Here is a 20926-nt window from a genome sequence, read left to right as displayed (position 1 = left end):
CATGCCGCAAACTGCGATTGTTGTATTTGGTTCAACGGGAAATTTAATGTATAAAAAGCTCTTACCTGCGCTTTATCAGTTACTTGTACATGAAGAGTTGACCAATGAATGTAAAATCTACGCTATAGGTCGTCGAGATTACAATTCAAAAGACTATATTGATCAAGCAAAAGAGCAAGTGACAGAACCACTCGATTGGGACTTTTTGTCTCCTTATATCGAATACGTAAAAATGGATGTTAATCAATCTGATGATTATGCATCCTTTTCAACGTTATTGGACGACCATCAAATGGATACACGAATGATTTATCTCGCTGTTCCACCCAAGTTGTTTCCTGTCATTGCTGCACATCTATCAACATCCACTGTAGTAAAGCAAGGTAACGCGAATCATCGCGTGGTCTTTGAAAAGCCATTTGGGGAAGATTTGGCCACTGCAAAAGAAATCAATCAACTACTGTGGAACTATTTAGATGAGGAACAAATTTATCGGATTGATCATTACCTCGGTAAGGAAATGATTCAAAACATTTTGGTTGTTCGCTTTGGTAACCGTATCTTTGAACATACCTGGAACAATAAGACCATTCGCAATATTGTCATCATGGCCAAAGAAACCGAAGGAGTATTATCTCGTGGGAATTACTATGACACCATCGGCGCACTTAAGGATATGTTTCAATCCCATTTATTGCAAATGCTAGCTGTTACGACAATGAGTAAACCAAAAACATTTGACAGCGAAGACATAAAGGATCAAAAAATTACGATTTTTAATGATCTGAAAATTGTCAAGGATTCTATTTTTCGTGGCCAATACAAGGGCTACACGGATACCGAGAAGATTGATCCAAATAGTAACACGGAAACCTTTGTATATTTAGAGGCACGGATTGATCAGCCTAAATGGGAAGGCGTTCCAATCTATTTTGTGACGGGTAAAAAACTCGATCAAAAACGGTCGGAAATCATCATCAATTTTAAAGATGATGACTCACTATTAGCACTCTATCCAAATGCCCATGAAAATCAAAATAAATTGATTATCAAAGTTGCTCCCGACGAAGGTGTTGAATTCCATTTTAATGTGAAACAACCTGGATTAGAAAATTACATTACTACTGCGGCACTAGACTATTGTCATTCTTGTTTAGCCCTTAAAAATAGTCCGGAAGCATATGAAAAACTACTGTTAGACCTATCAAAACAACAAAAAACACTCTTTACTAGATGGGATGAAATTGAAGCAACATGGACTATCTTTGATGGCATCAAAAATATCAGTGAAGCACCAAGTATCTACGAAAACTACGCCGATTTGGTGTTCCAAATCAAGCGTGAAAAAGGAGTGAATATTGATGATTTATGATGTTTCGTATCCGATTGATGAAACCATTCAAGTATACAAAAATGCTGACATCAAGAAACCGACATTTACAACAATTGCATCACATGAAACCGACAACTACCACGAAACCAATGTAACCTTAAATCTTCATACCGGAACCCATGTAGATTATCCATTACATATGATTGAGAACGGTGCAACATCCAATAAGGAAAACCTAGATGTACTGCTAGGTAAGTGTATCGTACTTGATTTTACGGCAAACAAAGAAGCTATTACCAAACAGGATTTGCAACAATATGATATAAACAAAGGTGATTTCCTGTTATTCAAAACAAAAAATAGTTTCTCTGAATCGTTCTTGTTTGATTTCACCTACTTAACTGAAGATGGCGCACGTTATCTACAAGAGAAAAAGATACGTGGTGTAGGAACGGATGGACTCGGTATTGAGCGAGCTCAAGAGGGACATCCGACCCACAAAATTCTGTTGTCAAACAATATCGTTATTATTGAAGGATTACGATTAAAAGATATTGAACCTGGTACGTATGAGATGATTTGTTTACCACTAAATATCCGCAATGTAGAAGCATCATTAGCTCGGGTTATATTGAAACGATAGAACCCGATTCTTGTATTTACATTTCCTTGTTTCACTGGTATAATAAGACAGTAATTTCGTAAGGGGGTGCACAAATGATTCACACCATCGAACAGTTTATGCTGACCGGCTTTGAGCCCGGTGATTTTGCTTATGGACTCGTGCATATCGGTTCCATAGCTCTCATGGTTGCGTCCATTCCCATTTTGATTTTAGTATATTTATCAAAGCCCAAAGAACGTATCATTCGTGACGCCAAAATCTTAGCGTGGATTACCCTCCTATTTTATATCGTAAGGCGTGGTGTGGATGTCTATCAGGGAAAACCATTTATGGAAGCATTCTGGCCATTTTATCTCTGTAACGTAAATACAGTATTCTTATCATTATACTTAATTTTCAATATCCAAAAAGGACGCGATTTCTTCTTAATTACTGGTATGAGTGGAGCGATTTTAATGTTTGTTGTACCAGAAGGTGTATTTAACGATCGCTTCTTAACCTTGCAAATCTTTGAAAGTTTACTATCGCATTACTTCATATTCATTGTACCGATTGTCTTTTTGGCAACCAGAACCCATGAACTAAATCTCCGAAAATCCTGGTACAGTTTAGTCGGTTTACTTCTTGTATTATTTAACGTAGAAGTGTTGCAAGAACTACTAACGAATCGCTATGTAGATTACTTGTTTCTAAACGGTCCAATCAATCTCAGTATCTTTGGAATTCCCCAGGTGTATATTATGTTTGTTCTTGCTGTCTTATACGTATATACCATCTATATTATCAACTACGCAGCCCTTGGTAAGATACGATTTGACAATGGAATTATATTACAACATGAACTAAAAGGATGATTATCATCCTTTTTTATTTGGAGGAAATTCTAAATTATACTTTACACACTAACTACTAGTATACTATTATAGAATTAGATATAATTAGGAGGATAGGTATGAACACAAGTAAAAAGTTAGCAACTTATTCATTGGTATTGTTCTATATTTTTATGTTCTTTCCATTGTTTGAAGGAGAAGGACAAACGCTATCTGGAACCATTTATTTTGCGGTAACCATTAATTACTTTGGTGGTGCATGGATCTTTAAACTCGTTATTGCAGCAGTTGTTTTATTCGGACTATTTTCACTTCATTATCGACCTTCATTACAAAAGATTGCACGGTTTGTTGTTGCCATCTTTATGGCCATCTTACTCTCGTTAATCTGGTGGGCAACCGGAGATATGTCGGTTACTTTATCACTGGGATTCTATCTTGAAATCCTTGCATTAGTCATCTACGTACTTGCTGTATTTCTACCATCTACGACCGAAAAAGGTACTGCGGTAGTATGCAAATACGTTGGTAAAGCAGGAGCTTTCTTAGAAAAGACGTTGGGTGAAAAACCAAAAGAAGAAACACCAGTTGAAGCAGCACCTGTCGAAGAAGATATCGCTGAAGAAGAACTAGAAGAAGAACAAAAAGAAGCGGAATAACAAGAAACGGAATGCACAGTGCATTCCGCTTTTTTTCGATTATGGTATACTGAATGTAGAATAGAAAGGATGATACGATGATAGTAGGACATCTTGAGAAATTAGACGGAAAAGTAATTGAATCTTCACAAGTCCAAGACGTCATGATGAAGGTACTCGTCTCCCCCAAAGAAGGTTGGGACGGTCATGTCATGCGAGTGTTTGAAGTAGGAATTGATGGATACACACCGAAACACCAACATCCCTGGCCCCATATTAATTATATTATTGATGGCGTTGGGTCGCTCATGATTGATCATCAGGAGTATCAAATCACGAGTGGATCATACGCATATGTACCCTCCGATACGATTCATCAATTTAAAAATGTTGGTGAAAAACCACTTAAATTTATCTGTATTGTACCAGAAGAAGGGCACAAGTAAGAGATTCTCTTAAAACGTTTACATCAAAAAAACTATTGATACAGGATTTCTTTGACCGTATAATGAAACCATAAACAACTAGGTTTATTGTACAGCAAGCACAAAAATAACAGATAACGACAAAGGTGTTGACGAGTTTTCGTCGACGCCTTTTTTATTGTTTGTTGTGACATAAACCTTCAATTAAAAGGAGGAAGATTAATGGATTATGGAGTTGCAATAGATACCATGTGGGTATTGGTTGCTACAGCGCTTGTGTTCTTTATGCAAGCAGGTTTCGCGATGGTGGAAACGGGATTTACCCGGGCAAAGAATGCTGGTAATATCATCATGAAAAATATGATGGATTTCGCAGTGGGATCCGTTATCTATTTTGTTTTTGGATTTAGTATTATGTTTGGTGATAGCATCGGTGGACTGTTTGGTGAAATCCATTTGTTCTCAAATGACTTGTATGAACATCTTGGATTAACCATTCCCCAACATGCCTTTATGATTTTCCAAACGGTATTTGCTGCGACGGCCGCGACGATTGTATCCGGTGCAATGGCAGAACGGACGAAGTTTGCTTCGTATTTGGTATTTAGTTTTGTCATTACCCTTGTTATTTATCCAGTTGTTGGACACTGGGTTTGGGGTGGTGGCTGGTTGAGTGAGTTAGGATTTCATGATTTTGCAGGATCCACCGTTGTTCACAGCGTCGGTGGTTGGGCTGCGTTAATGGGTGCCTTCATTTTAGGTCCCCGGATTGGTAAGTACAATCAAGATGGATCCTCGAACAAACTAAACGGACACAGCCTAACACTAGGTGCACTTGGTGTATTCATCTTGTGGTTTGGTTGGTTTGGATTTAATCCTGGATCCACATTAAGTGGCCAAGATGTCGAAGCAATCGCACTCATCTTTATGACAACCAATTTAGCTGCGGCAGCAGGTGCGATTTCGGCAATGTTTATAACGTGGGTTAAAGATGGTAAACCCGATGTCGGTATGACATTAAATGGTGCGCTTGGTGGTTTGGTTGCAATAACCGCAGGTACCGACGCCGTATCTACAGTAGGAGCGTTAGGAATTGGATTAATTGCCGGAATTGTTATTGTGTATGGATCGGAGCTTGTCGAACGTACATTACATGTTGATGACCCGGTTGGTGCCGTTGCCGTTCATGGATTATGTGGTGCAACAGGTACGCTACTTGTTGGTGTATTTGCGACAGAAGGTGGCTTGCTTGCCTCCGGAAGTTTTGCTCTTTTAGGAGTTCAAGCTCTCGGTGTTGTTGCTGTAGCTGGATGGACGTTATCAACATCGTTTATCCTATTTAAAACCATTGATATAGTCCTTGGTTTACGGGTGTCAAAAGAGGAAGAACTTACCGGTCTTGATTTGTTAGAACATGGATTAGAAAGTTCTTATCCCGACTTTGAATATAAAAAAGATATCGTTACAGAATAAAGAAGAAAGACATGCAATCGCATGTCTTTACTTTTGGAGTAATTCCATCACTTCTTGTACTTTTAATACACGTCCCGAACTCACGAGTTTTTCATCGATGACAAGTCCTGGAGTTGACATGATATTATACACCATCATGTCTTTGTAATCAGTTACTTTTTCAACCTCAGCGCTCAAATCAAGTTTCACTAACGCTTCACGAACATGTTGTTCTAGACGTTTACAGTTGGGACAACCACTCCCTAGAATTTTAATATTCATAGTTCCTCCTACATAAAATAGTATAGTATATTAAAGATATAACCGATAATGATTATACCGATGGTAACAATAATAATAAACATTGTTAATAGTTTTGGTTTTAGTACTTGTTTTAGCAAAATCATCGATGGGATCGACAAGGTCGTAACAGCCATCATATAAGACAAAATCGTTCCTGCTCCAATACCTTGAGCAAATAATGCCTCGGCAACTGGGATGGTACCAAAGATGTCGGCATACATTGGAACACCTAATACCGTCGCAATAATGACGCTAAATGGATTTTGATTACCGAGTACGATTTTGACAAAGTCGCTTAACGCTTCTAAGTTGTGAATCGAAGCTCCGATTAATACGCCAATGATAATGTATAACCAGACTCGCTTGATGATGTCTTTGACTTGATCTAGTGCAAAATGGAAGCGGTCGTTCCACGTCATCGATTCAGCAAGTAGTGGGTCTACATGTCTGGCATTTCGCAAGTAATCAGCGATGTATTCTTCCATATGATTCTTATCGATAATCATACCACCAATTACGGCGAGAACTATACCAACGATAACATAGATTACAGCAATCTCCCAACCGAGCGCAGACAGTAATATGATAAACGATGCAAGGTCTACTAGCGGTGATGATATTAAGAAACTGAAGGTAATTCCAAGGGGTAATCCAGCTCTCGTAAATCCAATGAATATTGGGATACTAGAACAACTACAAAATGGTGTTAATGTACCAAGCAATGCTCCCGTGATGTTTCCTTTGATTCCTTTGTATTTTTGTAGGATTACCGTTGTTCTCTCTGGGGTGAAGTAACTTTGAATTAGGGATACGAGGAAGATTAATATCGTGAGAAGAATGAAAATCTTTACGACATCGTACAGGAAGAATTGAATTATCCGACCAACTAATGAGCCTTCTTGTAAACCAAACCATTGATATACAACAACATCAAAGAAGTTCGATAACCATGTCATTTTCAAGAATATATTATTAAATGTGTCAAACATGATGACTATCCTCTCGTGCAAACGAATTCAGTGATTGTTTGTAGTACGTTTAAATCCGACTGATAAGGTTCTTGATCTTGTAGTGAAGGTTGCAGTAGTTGTAACTGGTTGATCAATAGTTCATTGTCGGGATTCAGCGAATAGTAAATGTATTGTTCGTTGCGATTGGCGAGAACCAATTTATGGGTTCGTAGTTTTGCCATATGTTTCGAGATTTTAGGTTGTGATTCCTTCATAATCTCCGTCAACTCACAGACACAGAGATCTTGATGCAGCAACAGTAGTAATATCCGCAGTCTTGTCTCATCACTTAATAATTGAAATACCGTTGTTATATCCATTGAATGACCCTCCTATATACATATATACGCATAAAGGTATATTACAATAATAAAGAGATAAAATCAAGATATATTGTAAATTATTTTGTGCTTTTTATAAAATCCATTGTATTTTGAATGAGATATGGAAATATTCTTGATATAATAAATATAGAAGAACCCAAGGAGGATCACAATGAATAAAAAAGCGTTAGTGAAATATCGCCATGATGATGAACGAGGATTAATGCATTATGTCGTCTTTAATGGAGATGTCGTCGTTATGTCGAAATATGAATCAAAGAAAGTGGCCTACATTGAACAAAACGGATCGTTAGATGTTACATTTGATATTTCAACCAATAACTTTGCACCAGTAAAGATAGAGGTTGTCACCGATGATGAATACGTCATGAGTGTCTACAATTATATGATTGAAACCAACAATGCGTACTTTCTCGATGGAACCGAAGAACTCTGTGTTCTGAAGTTTGCAAAGTAAAGACTACTTTTTTCGTAGTCTTTTTTTATTGTAATGTATTATTTTACCATCGATTTGATATAATGGAACTAGATGGAAAGAGGTGGCTTCAAAATGAGAATGGAAAGCGATATTAAATTGGATTTTAAAGATGTATTGATTCGTCCCAAACGATCAAACTTATCGAGTCGAAAAAATGTGAGTTTGGATCGAACCTATCATTTCAAATACAGTAATAAAGAATGGAATGGAATCCCGATTATGGGAGCGAACATGGATGGTGTTGGAACCTTCGGTGTCGCCAAAGAAATGGAGAAATTCAAGTTGTTTACCTGCTTGGTAAAGAGCTATAACATTGACGATTTTCAACATCAACAACTCAATCCAGATTATTTTGCGATAAGCACTGGGATCGGGAAGAAGGATTATAGTCGTTTGCAACAAATCCTTCGGGAGAATCCCAACTTTCAATTTATTTGTATCGATGTGGCCAACGGCTATAGTGAAGCCTTTGGCGACTTTGTATCCAAAGTCCGTAAAGAATTTCCAAAACATACGATCATTGCTGGGAATGTTGTGACCGCCGATATGACGCAAGAGTTAATTTTACGTGGTGCCGATATTATCAAAGTTGGTATTGGTCCGGGATCGGTCTGTACCACGCGGATTCAAACGGGTGTGGGGTATCCCCAACTCAGTGCAATTATGGAATGTGCCGATGCGGCACATGGACTTGGTGCTCACATCATCGCCGATGGTGGCTGTACCTCTCCTGGTGATGTTGCGAAAGCCTTTGGTGCAGGGGCAGACTTTGTCATGCTTGGGGGAATGCTCGCGGGTCATGATGAGGGTGGCGGTAAAATCATTACCGAGACTTACTTAACTGGATTATTTAATGAAGAGTTGAATCGCCCCGAATATGACAAACGCCAGTTTGTGGAATTCTATGGCATGAGTAGTGATACCGCAATGGACAAACATCATGGTGGAGTTGCCGATTACCGAAGCAGTGAAGGTCGAACTGTCCGTATACCCTATCGGGGACCACTTGCTAAAACGGTAAAAAATATCCTTGGTGGACTCCGTTCTACCTGTACTTATGTCGGTGCTCCTACCTTGAAACAACTATCCAAATGTACCACCTTTGTCCGTGTCACAAAACAATTTAATGATGTCTTTGTTGAATAGCGTGAATTCACAACTTTTTCACGCCTATTTTTCAACGATTTGATATAATTGTAAATATAGATAAATACATAGACCATTTTTCTTCGAATGAGAGGATGATAATATGCCACAGAACTTAGACTATGAACTGTATCTAAATGTTGCATTTTTTGCAATTATCGGTCTTGGCTTCATCATTGGTTATATTAGAGGACTACGAAAATCACTGTACTCGTTAGTAGTAACAGTCCTTTTCTACGGCCTCTTTTTTCTTACCATCGATCAAGTTGTGAATGCGTTATGGGAATTACCGATTCCTCAACTATTCCAGCAGCTTAGTGGAGCCGTACCAGAGTTAGCAGGAGAAACGACATTGGGTGGAGGAGTCTCCACTATGGTGGATACATACTTACCAGCAGAGTATGCGGGAGCAATGGACAATGCGCACTTCGCATCCTTTGTAACCGGGATTGCTTTGTTTGTTGTTAAACTTGTCTACACGGTTATTTACTTCACCGTAGGACAATTGATTTTCAAGTTTATCTTTATGATTATTCGCTTGTTATTCTTTAGCCATAATCAAGCGATGGACAACTATAAACATGCAAAACGACAAGTGAAAAAACAACGTCTGAAAAAACGAGATATTAAACGAATGCGAAAAGAACTCCGAATGGAGTATAAAAAAATGTCTCGAAAAGAACGTCGTGAACTCGCGAAAATTGAAAAGAAACGGGAGAAAAAACGACGCAAGAAAAATGATGTCTTTAGCAATAGTGAATTGATTAAATATCTGGAAAAACCAAGCCGCAAACCATTCTTTGGGGCCATTTTTGGTGCCGCAAAAGGAACCGTTACAGCATTTGTAACATTGATTTTACTTGGTGGTTTAATCAATATCATGGATAGCATGATGACGGTCTTCCCTGAAGACCCACCGACGGTATCGCACCAAGATATCGAACGAATTTATTTAGCTAATCAACCATTACCAACGATGATTGGGGAACCCTCCGTACTAGCAACTGGTTTCCAAGTTCCTGCTGGAATGGAAAGCCAACTAGATATGGCACGGGATTTAATTGAAGCATTTAATAACAATGTATTTGTTACGAATGCATCAACGATAACCTATACATCAGAAGATTACGATGGCGATGTTGCACTTCATCTCTATTTATTTGATAGTGTCTTATCGTTTACATTTGAAGAAGAACGCATTATGCTTCGCCAGGAGCTCGATGTGTTAAGTGATACAGCAGCGGTATTTATGAATAGTGAATATGCTGCCACCAACGATTTAGCAGATATTACTGCTGAAGAGATTGAGTTGTTGTTTACCACACTATCCGATAGTCGCCTTATAACAACCATGTTGCCAGTGGCGATTGAAGCTGGAAGTGAACTAATTGATGTACCGATTGATATTCCAATTGATGAACTCTACGCCCTTGATTGGTCAGCGGAGTTACAAAGCCTAGGAGCGGTCGCTTCCGTCGGATTTGATTTGGTGAATACCGCTGGTATTTTAACCGAAGGAGCCGACTTAGAAACCATCACCTTAGATGGGGATGAAGTAGAGAGTTTATTCGATTCGTTAGCGGATTCGGAACTCGTTACTCTCGGAGCATACATTGCGATAGAACCATTACTAGAACAAGCTGGCGAACAAATTCAAGCGATTATTACCGTACCAGAAGATTTGGTGTGGGAAGATGAATTCAGAGCCTTTGGAGCTGTTGCTGGAGCCGTATTAAATACTGGCTTAACAATGGCTGATTTAAGCATGGATGATCCGATGAATCTGTTAACGGCAATGTCTGGATTAGACTTTACGGTCTTACTCGATTCTGCAATTGTTACCAGAGCAATGGTAAATGTCTTTAGTGGAGCAGCTGGGATTGAAGGTCTCGATCAATACATCATCGTTCCCGATGGAACCGAGTGGTACGATGTCCTTGACGGAGAAACTGTTGTCAATGCCGGGGAACTACGTAATATTTTAACCGCTCTTGGAAGCATTGTCGAAGTAAGTGCTGGATTTGATTTAAACAACTTAAGTCTTGATATGTTAGCTGATTTGGATGATGACACGATTGACACCATCTTTGAATCCGGGGTCTTGGTAGCGACTATCTCCAACTTCTTATTAGAAGCTGATTTGGGTAGCACACCACTCGTTATCCCTGATAGTGTACTAGACATTAACGGATACATTACTGCTGTTGAAATGAAAGCTGTTGCCACAAGTGCTCGCGTTGTAGCCGATGAACTCGCTTGTGATGAAGATGATTTGGATTGTGATATGATCGATATCGCCAAAGCCTTTAACTTAAGTGATACCTCGATCGATACATTAACGACATCCGATATCATTGGCGCAACTGTTGGCCAATTGATCCTCGATCAAGGAGGAGAAGTTCTTACGGTTCCAAACAGCGCTTTAGCAACGATCCAGGTAGATTCCCTTGATGTAGATGTGGTTAGTAAAGAAGAAATTCGTCGCATCTTTAAAGCGGTCGGATTACTCGAATTTACCGATCTTGAAAACATTGATATAGATCCAACCATTGTTCAAACCTTAGCAACTGTTGAAGATGAAACGGTGTTGGATACAACCAAAACAGATACTTTGTTTGCATCGAGAATTTTACATGCAACATTAACGCAAACCTTATTGGACTTAACCGGTGATACTGGGGTTATGTCGATTCCGTATTACGCGGAAGATGATACTACACAAATCTTAGTATATGACGATACGGATGAAATGAATTACATTTCAATCACCGAATTAAATAATGTATTACAAGCGATTATGGTCATCAATATTCAAGACTTTGAAGACGTTGATGCCCTCAACTTAGGTGAAATTATTGCTAACTCTGGAACGATTCTTGAATCCAGTATTTTACAAGCAACCATTTCTAATCAAGTTCTTGGTCTTGGTGAAGAAGCCGTTACGGTACCATATGAAGATGAAGATGGAAATCCAATCCGCGTTATGGTTGGGGATCCACTCCTAGAAACCGACACAGAATATATCGTTAAGAGTGAAATCCAAGCGGTATTAGAAGCTGTCGAGATATTTGGTATTACTGATATTAATGAATTTGGTGGCGACTTGAACATGGAAAGCGTCTTTGCTGATGCCACCAACAATGTACCGAAGTTACTCAATTCGGCAACCTTGCACGCAACCATCTCCCAACAGCTCTTCAACTTAGAAGAAGGTGGAGCCGTTGCAGTCCCATACTTTGCTGAAGATGGAACAACCGAAGTTCGTAAAATGATTGGACCAGTTGGATTTGAAACAGAGATCATTATCAAATCGGAAATTGAAGCCATGATCGACGTATTGGATATCCTTGATATTACATCCAACTTGGATAGTTTTGATGGTAACGTGGATATTGGTGCGATCCTAAGTGGTGAAGGAAATGTCGATACATTACTAGCTAGTGCAACGATTCAAGCAACGGTCTCGAAACAACTACTGGACTTACAAGAATCCGGAGCTTTAGCCGTGCCATATTTTGCTGAAAATGGTACTGCCGTACGCGTTGTCGTTGGTAATGGAATAGATGATACCCAAGATACAGAATATATTAAACAAGATGAAATTCGAGCGATGCTCGATGTATTAGATATCCTTGATATCGCATCCAACTTAACCGAATTTGATGGTAATGTGGATATCGGTGCCGTTCTTGGAACCGAAGGAAATGTGGACATCTTACTCAGTAGTGCAACGATTCAAGCAACTGTTTCGAAACAACTCTTTGAACTCGATGCTGTTGCCGTTCCCTATTTCGCTGAAAACGGAACAACCGAAATTCGTATTTTATCTGGTAATGGTATTGACGATACACAAGATACCGAATACATAAAAGAATCGGAAATACGAGCAATGCTTGATGTCCTTGAAATCCTAGGTGTAACAAGCAACCTATCGGAATTCGATCCGAACATCGGATTGGATGTTATTGCCGATCCTGATAACTTAAATGCAATGCTTGCAAGCTCTACAATCCAAGCAACAATCTCAAAACAAATGTTCGAACTTGGGGCAATTGCCGTTCCATATTATGAAGAAGACGGTGTTACTTTAGTACGCGTTACAGTAGGTAACACGGAAGATGGAACCAACTCAGAATACATTAAAGAAACCGAAATCCGTGCCTTGATTGATGCTTTAGAAGCGTTAGGATTATTGGATATTGACATTGATCAGTTTGATGGAACATTCGATATGTCAAGTGTATCGGATCCGGTGAAACGAGCAGCATTACTAGCGAGCTCAACGATCAAATCAACGATTTCACAACAAATGATTGATTTGGAAGCAATCATTGTTCCAGAGTTCCAAGAAGATAACTCAACTCCTGTTCGTAAACCTGTTGGAAGTGTGGAAGATGGAACCAATTCAGAATACATCGTCCAAAGTGAAATTGAAACCTTATTTGATTCGATGGAAGCACTCGGCTTACTAGATACAGATATTACCGCATTTGATGGTTCTGTGGATATGACAGCCGTATCCGATCCAATTAAACGCGAAACATTATTATCCAGTACGATTATTCAAGCAACGATTTCGAAACAAATGATTGATTTAGCTGCTATCGTTGTACCTCAATTTAGAGAAGATGGAACGACACCAGTTCGTGTACTTGTTGGTACCGGTGAAACCACTGTTGAATTAATCAAAGAAACCGAAATTCGCGCTCTATTTGATTCGATGGAAGTTCTTGGATTACTCGATCAAGACATTACCGCCTTTGATGGATCAGTGGACATGAGTGCTGTATCCGATCCAACGAATCGTGACATCATTCTATCGAGTGCAACCTTACAAGCAACCATCTCCAAACAAATGATTGATTTAACTGCGATTGTCGTTCCATATTATGAAGAAGATGGAGTCACCACTGTTCGCGTAACTGTGGGAACAGGTGAAAATGCTGTTGAACTAATTAAAGAAGCTGAAATCCGCGCTCTATTTGATTCGATGGAAGTTCTAGGTTTACTCGATCAAGATATCACAACATTTGATGGTAATGTCGATATTGCCTCTGCATCAAGTGGCGGGAACAAAGCTATCTTACTAGGTAGTTCAACCATCCAAGCAACGATCTCAAAACAATTAATTGATTTAGATACTGGTGGAACCATTCGCCTGCCATTTGTTAAAGAAGATGACAGTACTCTCGTACGTTATACCGTAGGTACTGGTGAAACCGAAACCGAATATGTATTACTATCTGAGATAAGTGCATTAATCGATGCACTGAATGTTCTTGATTTAGGTGGCGATATCGCTGGCTTTAGTGCTGATAGTGTCGACATCTCATTATTAGGTCAAGGTACCAATGCCAATACCGTATTTGCCTCGGCAATGATTCAAGCAACTGTTTCCGAACAAGTTCTCGATCTTGTCGGAACTACGGCAGATACAATTATCGTACCAATGTACAAACAAGATGGTTCAACCTTATTACAACTATCTGTTGGTGATGAACTAGAAGGAACGGATGATGTATACATCTTAGCTTCTGAACTTGCTGATTTGGTTCAAGCCATTGCCTTAATCTTGCCTCCAGGATCTAATATTTCAAGCTTCAGCGGAAACGTTGATTTAAATACCTTCTTCGTCGAAGCAAATCGTATTGCCTTATTAGAATCCTCAATCATGCAAGCAACGATTTCGAAACAGTTGATTGAAATTGAAGGAACCTTAATCATTCCAGATGCCGATGTAGATGGAACCGCAGTACGAGTTGAAGTCGGAACATTTGGCAACCCAGATTATACGGAGTACTTAACTGTGAATGAATTGGATGCATTAATCATTGCATTTGAAAAACTTGGTTTAGGAAACGTTGATGACTTTACTGGTAGCATTGATTTAACCAATCTTGCTTTAGAAGCCAATCAAGATGCTGTACTTGCCAGTGCCGCAGTTCATGCGACGATTTCCGATATTTTAACCGGATTTGCGTCCAACATTTTAATCGTACCTCATTATATGCCTGGAAATGAAGATCCCGGAGATGAAGTACGTAAAACCGTTAGTGGTACTGAATTCATTATCAAAGCCGAAGTGAAAAGTTTGATTGACGTATTCAATACAATCTTACCTCCAGGAAGCGATATGAATAGTTTCAATACCGACTTACAAATTGCTGATTTCTTTACCCATATTGATTTATTACTTAAAAGTTATAGTTTCCAAGCAACCCTGTCTAGTAAACTACTAGATACCGGTGGAGCACTAATCGTACCAGATATCAACGTGAATACACTAGATCCAGTACGTTTAGGTATCCATGCAGATGGTGTAGAATACATTGATGAACAAGAGATGGAATATATTGTAGAAGGTCTAAATGAAATGCAATTAACCAACTTCGGTAGTATGACATTTGACCTCGCAACCGTATTTAACGCAGAGTTTGAAACGGTCTTACTCAGTGCCTCGTTACAAGCAACCATTTCTGATAGTATATTGAATGTTGCTCAAGATGAAACAACGGCAACCGTCGGAGCAGCAACATTGATTGTACCACTTGCCTTACGTGAAGCCATTGCCGTAGCAACCATACCTGCAACCCAAATTGAGAAAGACGAATTACTGGCCTTACTCGATACCCTGGAATTGCTCGGATTCTCCGACTTTGGTGGTAGTGTAAGCAGTAGCTTTGTTACTGGTATGGCGGACAAAACACCATTGTTCGAATCTGGATCAATGCACGCAACCATTGATAACATCTTACGTGGAAACACCGTAAGTGAAGGTGGAGCGCTCTTAATACCAGATCAAGCAGAAGAGACTCTCTACGGAATGACGGTTACCAAAGCAACTGAAATTATCGCATTGATGGATGCTGTTACAGCACTCGGACAAGGAGACTTTGCCAGTGCAAGCTTCTCCTTAGCAACAATCTTAGGTGCTAGTGGTAGTGAAGGAACCATTGCTGATTCAATGATTGCCAGATTTACTTTATATGATGAAGTTTATGCACTTGCAACTGGTTTTGCAGTGAATCCATTTAGAGCTTTAGTACCAGAAGATTATGAACCAGGAACCGATGTATTGTTCATTACTCAGACATTTATTGATATTGTACAACACGATTACTTAACACCTTAATAACATAAAAGGTAGCAGAATTTCTGCTACCTTTTTTATTTGATATGTAATTTGAACTGGATCAGTTGAACGGTAATAATCAGTAGTACAAATGACATGATTGTTGTAATATAAGGATAAATATTTATCGATACTAGATCAAATACTTGCCCCATTAAAGGTGTTATAAGGCCGAAACCTAGGTATCCGATTACCATCTGTAGACTCATAATTTTACTCATTTTCTGCTTATCGAAATTGGAAGGATTCATATGCATCATATTTGGGAACACAGGTCCAGAACCTAGTCCAATTAATCCAACAAACAGATAGATTAAATAGATATTGTTTAGTGGTAGAAGTAACAACAAACTACCTAGTAACATAACAATTTCACCACTGATAATTAAGATGTTCGGATGTAGTTTATCTGATAGAATTCCACTCATGATTCGTCCTAGTGTTAGAGCAAGGAAATAAGACATTGTAGCAAGAGCAGCTTCCGAATAGGAGAATCCTTTGATTTCGTATACATAACTGGCGATGAAGACACCAAGCAAGGATTCAATATGAACATAAATTAGAAATATGGCTAAACTATGTTTAACACCTTTGGTTTGAAGAATACTCTTTAGTGAATGGTGTGTATGATGCTCATCTCGATGTTCCTTTGTCTCCTCATCCCAAAAGGGAAATGATAGTAGCATCGCAACAGCAATTACAAGCAATAAGATACCAACAACAATATATCCATTTCGCCAGGAGTTGTTTTCTAATGTTTTTGCCATTATCAGAGGGCCGAATGTTACACCAAGACCATAAAAAGAATGTAAGTAACTCATATGACTTGCCTTAAAGTGGACAGCAATATAGTGATTCAAGGACATGTCAATTGCTCCAGCACTAATCCCTAGCGGTATCGCAAATAAAATAATTTGATAGAATGAATTGATTTGGGAAATGGCGAGCAATGCAAGACTGGATAATACAATACTAATGAAGGTTACGGTTTTTGTTTGAACATGTTTGAGGATAGCGGGAGCATTGTAGGTGGCAATCATCGTTAAGATATAACTAATCAAGGTAATAATACCGATGGATCCAACACTGACACCTAGTTCGTCTCGTGTTAAGTTCCACGCGGATCCTAATAATGCATCCGGTAACCCAAGTGCAATAAAGGCAAGATATATAACAAACAATACAATAATTGCTTTTCGTTTCATCGAAATCCCCTCGCTATCTCTTTTTAAAGTATACTATCTATCTACTTATGTCAATAAAAAAAGTAGGGTTCACCCTACTTTTTGATATGATAAGAAAATATTTGTTGAGGATAGGTTTTACAGTCTTGGTTTTGATAAAAATGTAGCGTCTGTGATTCGCTATCATCAGCCATTCCAAGGATGCGTAAAATCCCATTTTCTACACAGTAATCTTTTAACCTGTTGAAAAGTTGTGTACCATAGCCCTTACCACGATACGCCGAATGAACGTGCATTTCATTCAACCAGATATACTTCCCAGCACTTTCCATCCCAATGGCAATATTGAAAAAGATAAAGCCGACAGGATGTCCATTTTTGTGAAGGACCATGAGTTTTGCGGTTTCACTTCGAAATGCCATTTTGAAGGTGTTCATAATTTCTTCATTTGTTTTTGGGGACTCGATGTAGTCCATTTGATCGCGTAATAGTTTAATGATTTGATTGTACTCAAGAAATTCTTCCATGTTGTGGATAAATTTGATCTCTGCCAATACAATCCCTCCTTCTACCCTAATCATATCAAAAAACCAGCATAAAAAAAAGGTTGTCTTGCGACAACCTAAATGACAAAGTCACCTTTTTCAAAAATTTGAACTTTTGTACCATCTTGTTTGATACCAACAATGTTCATATCACTCGATCCAAACATGAAATCAACATGGGCCATCGATTGATTAGAACCCGCTTGAATCAACTCTTCTTCGGACATTTCTGTTCCACCTTGGACATTCATTGGATAGGCACGACCTAATGCTAAGTGGCAAGAAGCATTTTCATCAAACAAAGTATTATAGAATAAAATTCCGGAGTTGTTGATTGGAGAATCATAGGAAATTAACGCAACTTCTCCAAGATAACTAGAACCTTCGTCGTATTCAATTAAATTCTTCAAAGCACCTAATTCTTTTTTCGCATCATAATTAACAACTTTACCATCATTAAATTCAAACCAGAAGTCTTCCACTAATTTTCCTTGGTAGTTTAATGGTTTGGTTGCAACAACTTTTCCATTCACACCAAATTTGTTTGGCATTGTGAAATTCTCTTCGGTTGGAATATTTGGATTGAAATAGACACCAGAAGTAGAATTTTCTCCACCACCAGCCCAAATATGATGTGGTACAAGTTCTACGTGTAAATCTGTACCAAGACGATTGGTGAAATGTAACTCTTTGAACTGATGATCATTCAAGACCTTATTGTGGGATAGTAATCGTTTGTTGTGATCATTCCATTCTTGTACAGGATCATTATCTTCCGTAACACGTGAAGCTTGTAAAATTGCATCCCATAATTTCTCAATTGCATCGGCTTCCTCCAGTTCTGGAAAAACACGTTTTGCCCATACGGGGTTCGGAGCTGCTATAATCGTCCATTGCGCTTTATTACCCATCATATGATTTTGATAGAATTTAAAGGCTTTGCTTCTAGCAATACTGTTCGCTTGCAATTTTTTTGAATCCACATCAGCATTTAGACCGGGAACAGGTGAGGAAATATTGATTATACATCCTCCGTCGTCAATAAACTGTTGATATTTTCCAATCAACCATTCCGGTATTTCTTGCAAGGTTTCAATCGATTGATGAACATAACCGCTTTTTGTGACATAGTCATCAAACCAATTTACCAGTACGCTTTTTGCACCTGCTTCATAGGCTGCCTCAACAACCAGTCGAGCAAGTTCGTTATTATCGGTAGAAGAACTTACCCATACAACTTGATTTTTTTGAACGTTTGCACCAATCTCAACAGATAGTTTAGCAAACTTCTTTAACAATTCTTTTTTTGGCATTTTTTATCATCCTTTCAAGGCTATTATAACACGATTATCGACCATTTTGACAGTGACAAAATACAACTTTTTGTCGTTTGCATCATTGACATTTGACATCGTTAGATGTATAATATATGCATCAAGTCCAAACTGTAGCATTCTGCTATGGCGGTGACATTTGATAAAGCCAAACCAGGAGCGATCCTGGGACGGAAAGCTAAAGGGTCTCAACGAGATAGCCAGTTGCCTGATGAATACCCCCATGGGAGAGATGAATATGAAAAACATATTGCTACGTGTAGTTTTGGTCTTTTTTGTTTTTACAAGTTCGACTGCAGTCTATGCACAAGTGGAATCAAATGATGACTTGTACATTGATGAGGCAGGAGACTTTTACATCGTTGAACAACAACTTGTTGGTGAACCGGGACAATCCCTAGTACCACAAGGTGTTATCCTTGGTGAGAATGATGTATATTATATTGAATACGGCTATCAAGTCATCGTTAAAGAGGGAATGGAGCTTCAAGTTCTTATTGAAGATTTACTATTTTCCAATAGTAATGTAGCTCAAGAAGATTTAGAACAAGTATTCCATTTTGATATTTCTACAACGGTAGTCGAAACACTGGAATACTATGAACATATGTTTAGTGGTGTCGACACAGCACAAGTTGTGGATGTTACTGTCCAAGTATCTATGGAACTACCTGGAACGTATGAACTGTACCAACAAATCGTTGGTGAACAACTAGCATTTGAAGTATATTTCTTCGCAATGAATGTATCCTAACATTCGCTCTTAACTATATCTAATTCATTGCGAGGGGTATCAAAATATAAAAAAAGGAATCTTATTCAGATTCCTTTTTTTCATTGTCTTTATTGAGAAAGGTCTTCTTTACAGTCTTTACTAAGAAGTAAATGATGGTCCCGTTGATTGCGAGTAGTCCTAAAAATATTGGATCCCGCAGCATCGTAACTAGATACCCAACATACGGGATTTTGAATTGATATTCTCCTTCAATATCGTCAAAGGTTATATCAATTGGATTTCCATCTTTGTCTTCCCAGTCATCAAAAGAATCACCCTCTTCAAAATTCGCACCATGGGTTTTGTATATCGTGTCGTCTCCGGTTTGCGTTTGAATATCACCGATGTAATGGGTAACAAAACTAACTTGATCGACTTCCGGAATATAGACCGAAAAGGTAATGATATCATCAATTTCTAAATCGGATTCTTCAACGTCTGTAATAAAAATCATATCATACACATTGATATCAGGAACCATACTCGGAGATACCACTATAAAACTACGAAATCCAAAAATATCCATAGTGAGTTGTGGCGCGAGTAAGGTGATTCCAATATAAAGGATTAATGCAGCTGAAACCCCATAGGATATCAATTTCATAACTAGTTTCATTGTCGAACCTCCTTTCAATTGCTTCATGATTTCTATTGTGTATGGTTCTAAAAAAGCAGTGATCACTTTTGATACTTGTTAGATCAGCTGCTTTATTTTGCTTGTAATAATTTTTCTGAAATTTATTATGAATATAATTTCTATTCGTGATTCTTACTAGTTTGTGCTATTCTTCTTTGGTATCTTCAACTTTCTGCTGTTCTTCAGGTTTTCCTTTTTTTATTAGGATAACAATGGCAGTAATAACACCTATATTAACAATAACAGCTGCGATTCCAAATGGTGAACGGACAAACTGTGTGATATAACCTAGATATGGGATGTGGAACCAATATGCACCAACGACTTGATCTTCAGTTAGAATCCAGGTATCGGCAAACGGTGTATCGTCTTCATCAAAGTAACGATTGGTCTTAATTACCGTGTTTCCTCCCGTTTCTGTTATGGAGTAAATATAGTGGGTAACAATCTCTTCGGTTCCGGTTTCAGGAAGTACAGTTCGGAATGTAATAATATCGCCAACTTCAGCATCATCCAACTCAAACTGACGAACGACAACTAGATCGCCGCGATCAATCACAGGTTCCATACTTTGTGTTAAGACACCATATGGTTTAAACCCAAAGACACGTACCGTCATATCAGGTATAAACAATTGAAAGGTTATGTACAACAACAAGATACCGATGATAATCATCGACCCTATTAATTTTATGTTCTCTTTCAAGGCTTCGTTCTTCATAGCGAGCTCCT

At 38.5% G+C, this 20926-nt stretch carries 18 protein-coding genes and 1 riboswitch; of the genes, 10 read left to right on the top strand and 8 right to left on the bottom strand.

All coding sequences use genetic code 11. From position 1 onward, the window contains the following. Position 1 precedes the first annotated feature (1 nt). From zwf to G4Z02_RS02350, 6 genes are all read left to right on the top strand, one after another. Positions 2-1372, top strand: a complete 1371-nt coding sequence (gene zwf / locus G4Z02_RS02375; RefSeq protein WP_258878262.1) for a glucose-6-phosphate dehydrogenase — start codon at positions 2-4, stop codon at positions 1370-1372. Further along, a complete protein-coding gene (locus G4Z02_RS02370; RefSeq protein ID WP_258878261.1) occupies positions 1359-1976 on the top strand; it encodes a cyclase family protein in 618 nt (205 codons plus the stop codon). The genes zwf and G4Z02_RS02370 overlap by 14 nt, the downstream gene beginning before the upstream one ends. 74 nt (positions 1977-2050) lie before the next feature. Then, on the top strand, positions 2051-2812 hold the full coding sequence (locus tag G4Z02_RS02365) for a YwaF family protein (protein ID WP_258878260.1): 762 nt from the start codon (positions 2051-2053) through the stop codon (positions 2810-2812). A 98-nt stretch (positions 2813-2910) separates the two neighbouring features. Next, positions 2911-3450, top strand: coding sequence for a hypothetical protein (locus tag G4Z02_RS02360; RefSeq protein WP_258878259.1), 540 nt, complete (start codon positions 2911-2913; stop codon positions 3448-3450). Between the two features lie 77 nt (positions 3451-3527). Beyond that, positions 3528-3875 carry a cupin domain-containing protein gene (locus G4Z02_RS02355; protein WP_258878258.1) on the top strand — a complete coding sequence of 116 codons (348 nt, stop codon included), beginning with the start codon at positions 3528-3530 and terminating at the stop codon, positions 3873-3875. Positions 3876-4076: 201 nt separating this feature from the next. Further along, a complete protein-coding gene (locus G4Z02_RS02350) occupies positions 4077-5327 on the top strand; it encodes an ammonium transporter (RefSeq protein ID WP_258878257.1) in 1251 nt (416 codons plus the stop codon). A gap of 27 nt (positions 5328-5354) precedes the next feature. On the opposite strand, the gene G4Z02_RS02345 is transcribed toward G4Z02_RS02350, so the two are convergent. The 3 genes from G4Z02_RS02345 to G4Z02_RS02335 are packed head-to-tail and all read right to left on the bottom strand — an operon-like array spanning position 5355 to position 6939. Further along, a complete protein-coding gene (locus tag G4Z02_RS02345) occupies positions 5355-5588 on the bottom strand; it encodes a thioredoxin family protein (protein WP_258878256.1) in 234 nt (77 codons plus the stop codon). A gap of 8 nt (positions 5589-5596) precedes the next feature. Then, the gene (locus G4Z02_RS02340) at positions 5597-6598 is read right to left on the bottom strand and encodes a permease (protein ID WP_258878255.1); all 1002 of its coding nucleotides are present in this window, start codon (positions 6596-6598) and stop codon (positions 5597-5599) included. 5 nt (positions 6599-6603) lie between these two features. Beyond that, the gene (locus G4Z02_RS02335; protein ID WP_258878254.1) at positions 6604-6939 is read right to left on the bottom strand and encodes an ArsR/SmtB family transcription factor; all 336 of its coding nucleotides are present in this window, start codon (positions 6937-6939) and stop codon (positions 6604-6606) included. A gap of 175 nt (positions 6940-7114) precedes the next feature. On the opposite strand from G4Z02_RS02335, the gene G4Z02_RS02330 reads away from it, so the two are divergent. The 3 genes from G4Z02_RS02330 to G4Z02_RS02320 all read left to right on the top strand — a co-directional run bounded on the left by G4Z02_RS02330 (position 7115) and on the right by G4Z02_RS02320 (position 15719). Further along, positions 7115-7420 carry a pyridoxamine 5'-phosphate oxidase family protein gene (locus G4Z02_RS02330; RefSeq protein WP_258878253.1) on the top strand — a complete coding sequence of 102 codons (306 nt, stop codon included), beginning with the start codon at positions 7115-7117 and terminating at the stop codon, positions 7418-7420. Between the two features lie 93 nt (positions 7421-7513). Further along, positions 7514-8587, top strand: a complete 1074-nt coding sequence (locus G4Z02_RS02325) for a GMP reductase (RefSeq protein WP_258878252.1) — start codon at positions 7514-7516, stop codon at positions 8585-8587. 103 nt (positions 8588-8690) lie between these two features. Then, complete coding sequence (locus tag G4Z02_RS02320; protein ID WP_258878251.1) at positions 8691-15719, top strand: hypothetical protein; 7029 nt, start codon at positions 8691-8693, stop codon at positions 15717-15719. Positions 15720-15754: 35 nt separating this feature from the next. Here the strand turns inward: G4Z02_RS02320 and G4Z02_RS02315 are convergent, their stop codons facing one another. From G4Z02_RS02315 to G4Z02_RS02305, 3 genes are all read right to left on the bottom strand, one after another. Next, positions 15755-16924: an MFS transporter gene (locus G4Z02_RS02315; RefSeq protein WP_258878250.1), complete on the bottom strand. Its 1170-nt coding sequence runs from the start codon at positions 16922-16924 to the stop codon at positions 15755-15757. Positions 16925-16998: 74 nt separating this feature from the next. Beyond that, positions 16999-17457: a GNAT family N-acetyltransferase gene (locus G4Z02_RS02310; RefSeq protein WP_258878249.1), complete on the bottom strand. Its 459-nt coding sequence runs from the start codon at positions 17455-17457 to the stop codon at positions 16999-17001. 68 nt (positions 17458-17525) lie between these two features. Continuing rightward, the gene (locus G4Z02_RS02305) at positions 17526-18761 is read right to left on the bottom strand and encodes an aminopeptidase (protein ID WP_258878248.1); all 1236 of its coding nucleotides are present in this window, start codon (positions 18759-18761) and stop codon (positions 17526-17528) included. A gap of 158 nt (positions 18762-18919) precedes the next feature. Beyond that, positions 18920-18994: riboswitch (cyclic di-GMP riboswitch) on the top strand. Between the two features lie 26 nt (positions 18995-19020). Between G4Z02_RS02305 and G4Z02_RS02300 the strand changes: the two genes are divergently transcribed. Further along, positions 19021-19536 carry a hypothetical protein gene (locus tag G4Z02_RS02300; RefSeq protein WP_258878247.1) on the top strand — a complete coding sequence of 172 codons (516 nt, stop codon included), beginning with the start codon at positions 19021-19023 and terminating at the stop codon, positions 19534-19536. A 61-nt stretch (positions 19537-19597) separates the two neighbouring features. On the opposite strand, the gene G4Z02_RS02295 is transcribed toward G4Z02_RS02300, so the two are convergent. Further along, positions 19598-20173, bottom strand: a complete 576-nt coding sequence (locus G4Z02_RS02295) for a S24/S26 family peptidase (RefSeq protein WP_258878246.1) — start codon at positions 20171-20173, stop codon at positions 19598-19600. A gap of 166 nt (positions 20174-20339) precedes the next feature. After that, on the bottom strand, positions 20340-20915 hold the full coding sequence (locus tag G4Z02_RS02290) for a signal peptidase I (RefSeq protein WP_258878245.1): 576 nt from the start codon (positions 20913-20915) through the stop codon (positions 20340-20342). Positions 20916-20926 lie beyond the last annotated feature (11 nt).

This window comes from Candidatus Xianfuyuplasma coldseepsis (assembly GCF_014023125.1).
Lineage (GTDB): Bacteria > Bacillota_I > Bacilli_A > Izemoplasmatales > Izemoplasmataceae > Xianfuyuplasma > Xianfuyuplasma coldseepsis.
This window is presented reverse-complemented; position numbering and strand designations above follow the sequence as displayed.

Bases quoted from the DNA above. Each gene is read 5' to 3' on its own strand.
- zwf (WP_258878262.1), top strand. From the start codon at position 2: ATGCCGCAAACTGCGATTGTTGTATTTGGTTCAACGGGAAATTTAATG.
- G4Z02_RS02365 (WP_258878260.1), top strand. From the start codon at position 2,051: ATGATTCACACCATCGAACAGTTTATGCTGACCGGCTTTGAGCCCGGT.
- G4Z02_RS02360 (WP_258878259.1), top strand. From the start codon at position 2,911: ATGAACACAAGTAAAAAGTTAGCAACTTATTCATTGGTATTGTTCTAT.
- G4Z02_RS02355 (WP_258878258.1), top strand. From the start codon at position 3,528: ATGATAGTAGGACATCTTGAGAAATTAGACGGAAAAGTAATTGAATCT.
- G4Z02_RS02350 (WP_258878257.1), top strand. From the start codon at position 4,077: ATGGATTATGGAGTTGCAATAGATACCATGTGGGTATTGGTTGCTACA.
- G4Z02_RS02345 (WP_258878256.1), bottom strand. From the start codon at position 5,588: ATGAATATTAAAATTCTAGGGAGTGGTTGTCCCAACTGTAAACGTCTA.
- G4Z02_RS02340 (WP_258878255.1), bottom strand. From the start codon at position 6,598: ATGTTTGACACATTTAATAATATATTCTTGAAAATGACATGGTTATCG.
- G4Z02_RS02335 (WP_258878254.1), bottom strand. From the start codon at position 6,939: ATGGATATAACAACGGTATTTCAATTATTAAGTGATGAGACAAGACTG.
- G4Z02_RS02330 (WP_258878253.1), top strand. From the start codon at position 7,115: ATGAATAAAAAAGCGTTAGTGAAATATCGCCATGATGATGAACGAGGA.
- G4Z02_RS02325 (WP_258878252.1), top strand. From the start codon at position 7,514: ATGAGAATGGAAAGCGATATTAAATTGGATTTTAAAGATGTATTGATT.
- G4Z02_RS02320 (WP_258878251.1), top strand. From the start codon at position 8,691: ATGCCACAGAACTTAGACTATGAACTGTATCTAAATGTTGCATTTTTT.
- G4Z02_RS02315 (WP_258878250.1), bottom strand. From the start codon at position 16,924: ATGAAACGAAAAGCAATTATTGTATTGTTTGTTATATATCTTGCCTTT.
- G4Z02_RS02305 (WP_258878248.1), bottom strand. From the start codon at position 18,761: ATGCCAAAAAAAGAATTGTTAAAGAAGTTTGCTAAACTATCTGTTGAG.
- G4Z02_RS02300 (WP_258878247.1), top strand. From the start codon at position 19,021: ATGAAAAACATATTGCTACGTGTAGTTTTGGTCTTTTTTGTTTTTACA.
- G4Z02_RS02295 (WP_258878246.1), bottom strand. From the start codon at position 20,173: ATGAAACTAGTTATGAAATTGATATCCTATGGGGTTTCAGCTGCATTA.
- G4Z02_RS02290 (WP_258878245.1), bottom strand. From the start codon at position 20,915: ATGAAGAACGAAGCCTTGAAAGAGAACATAAAATTAATAGGGTCGATG.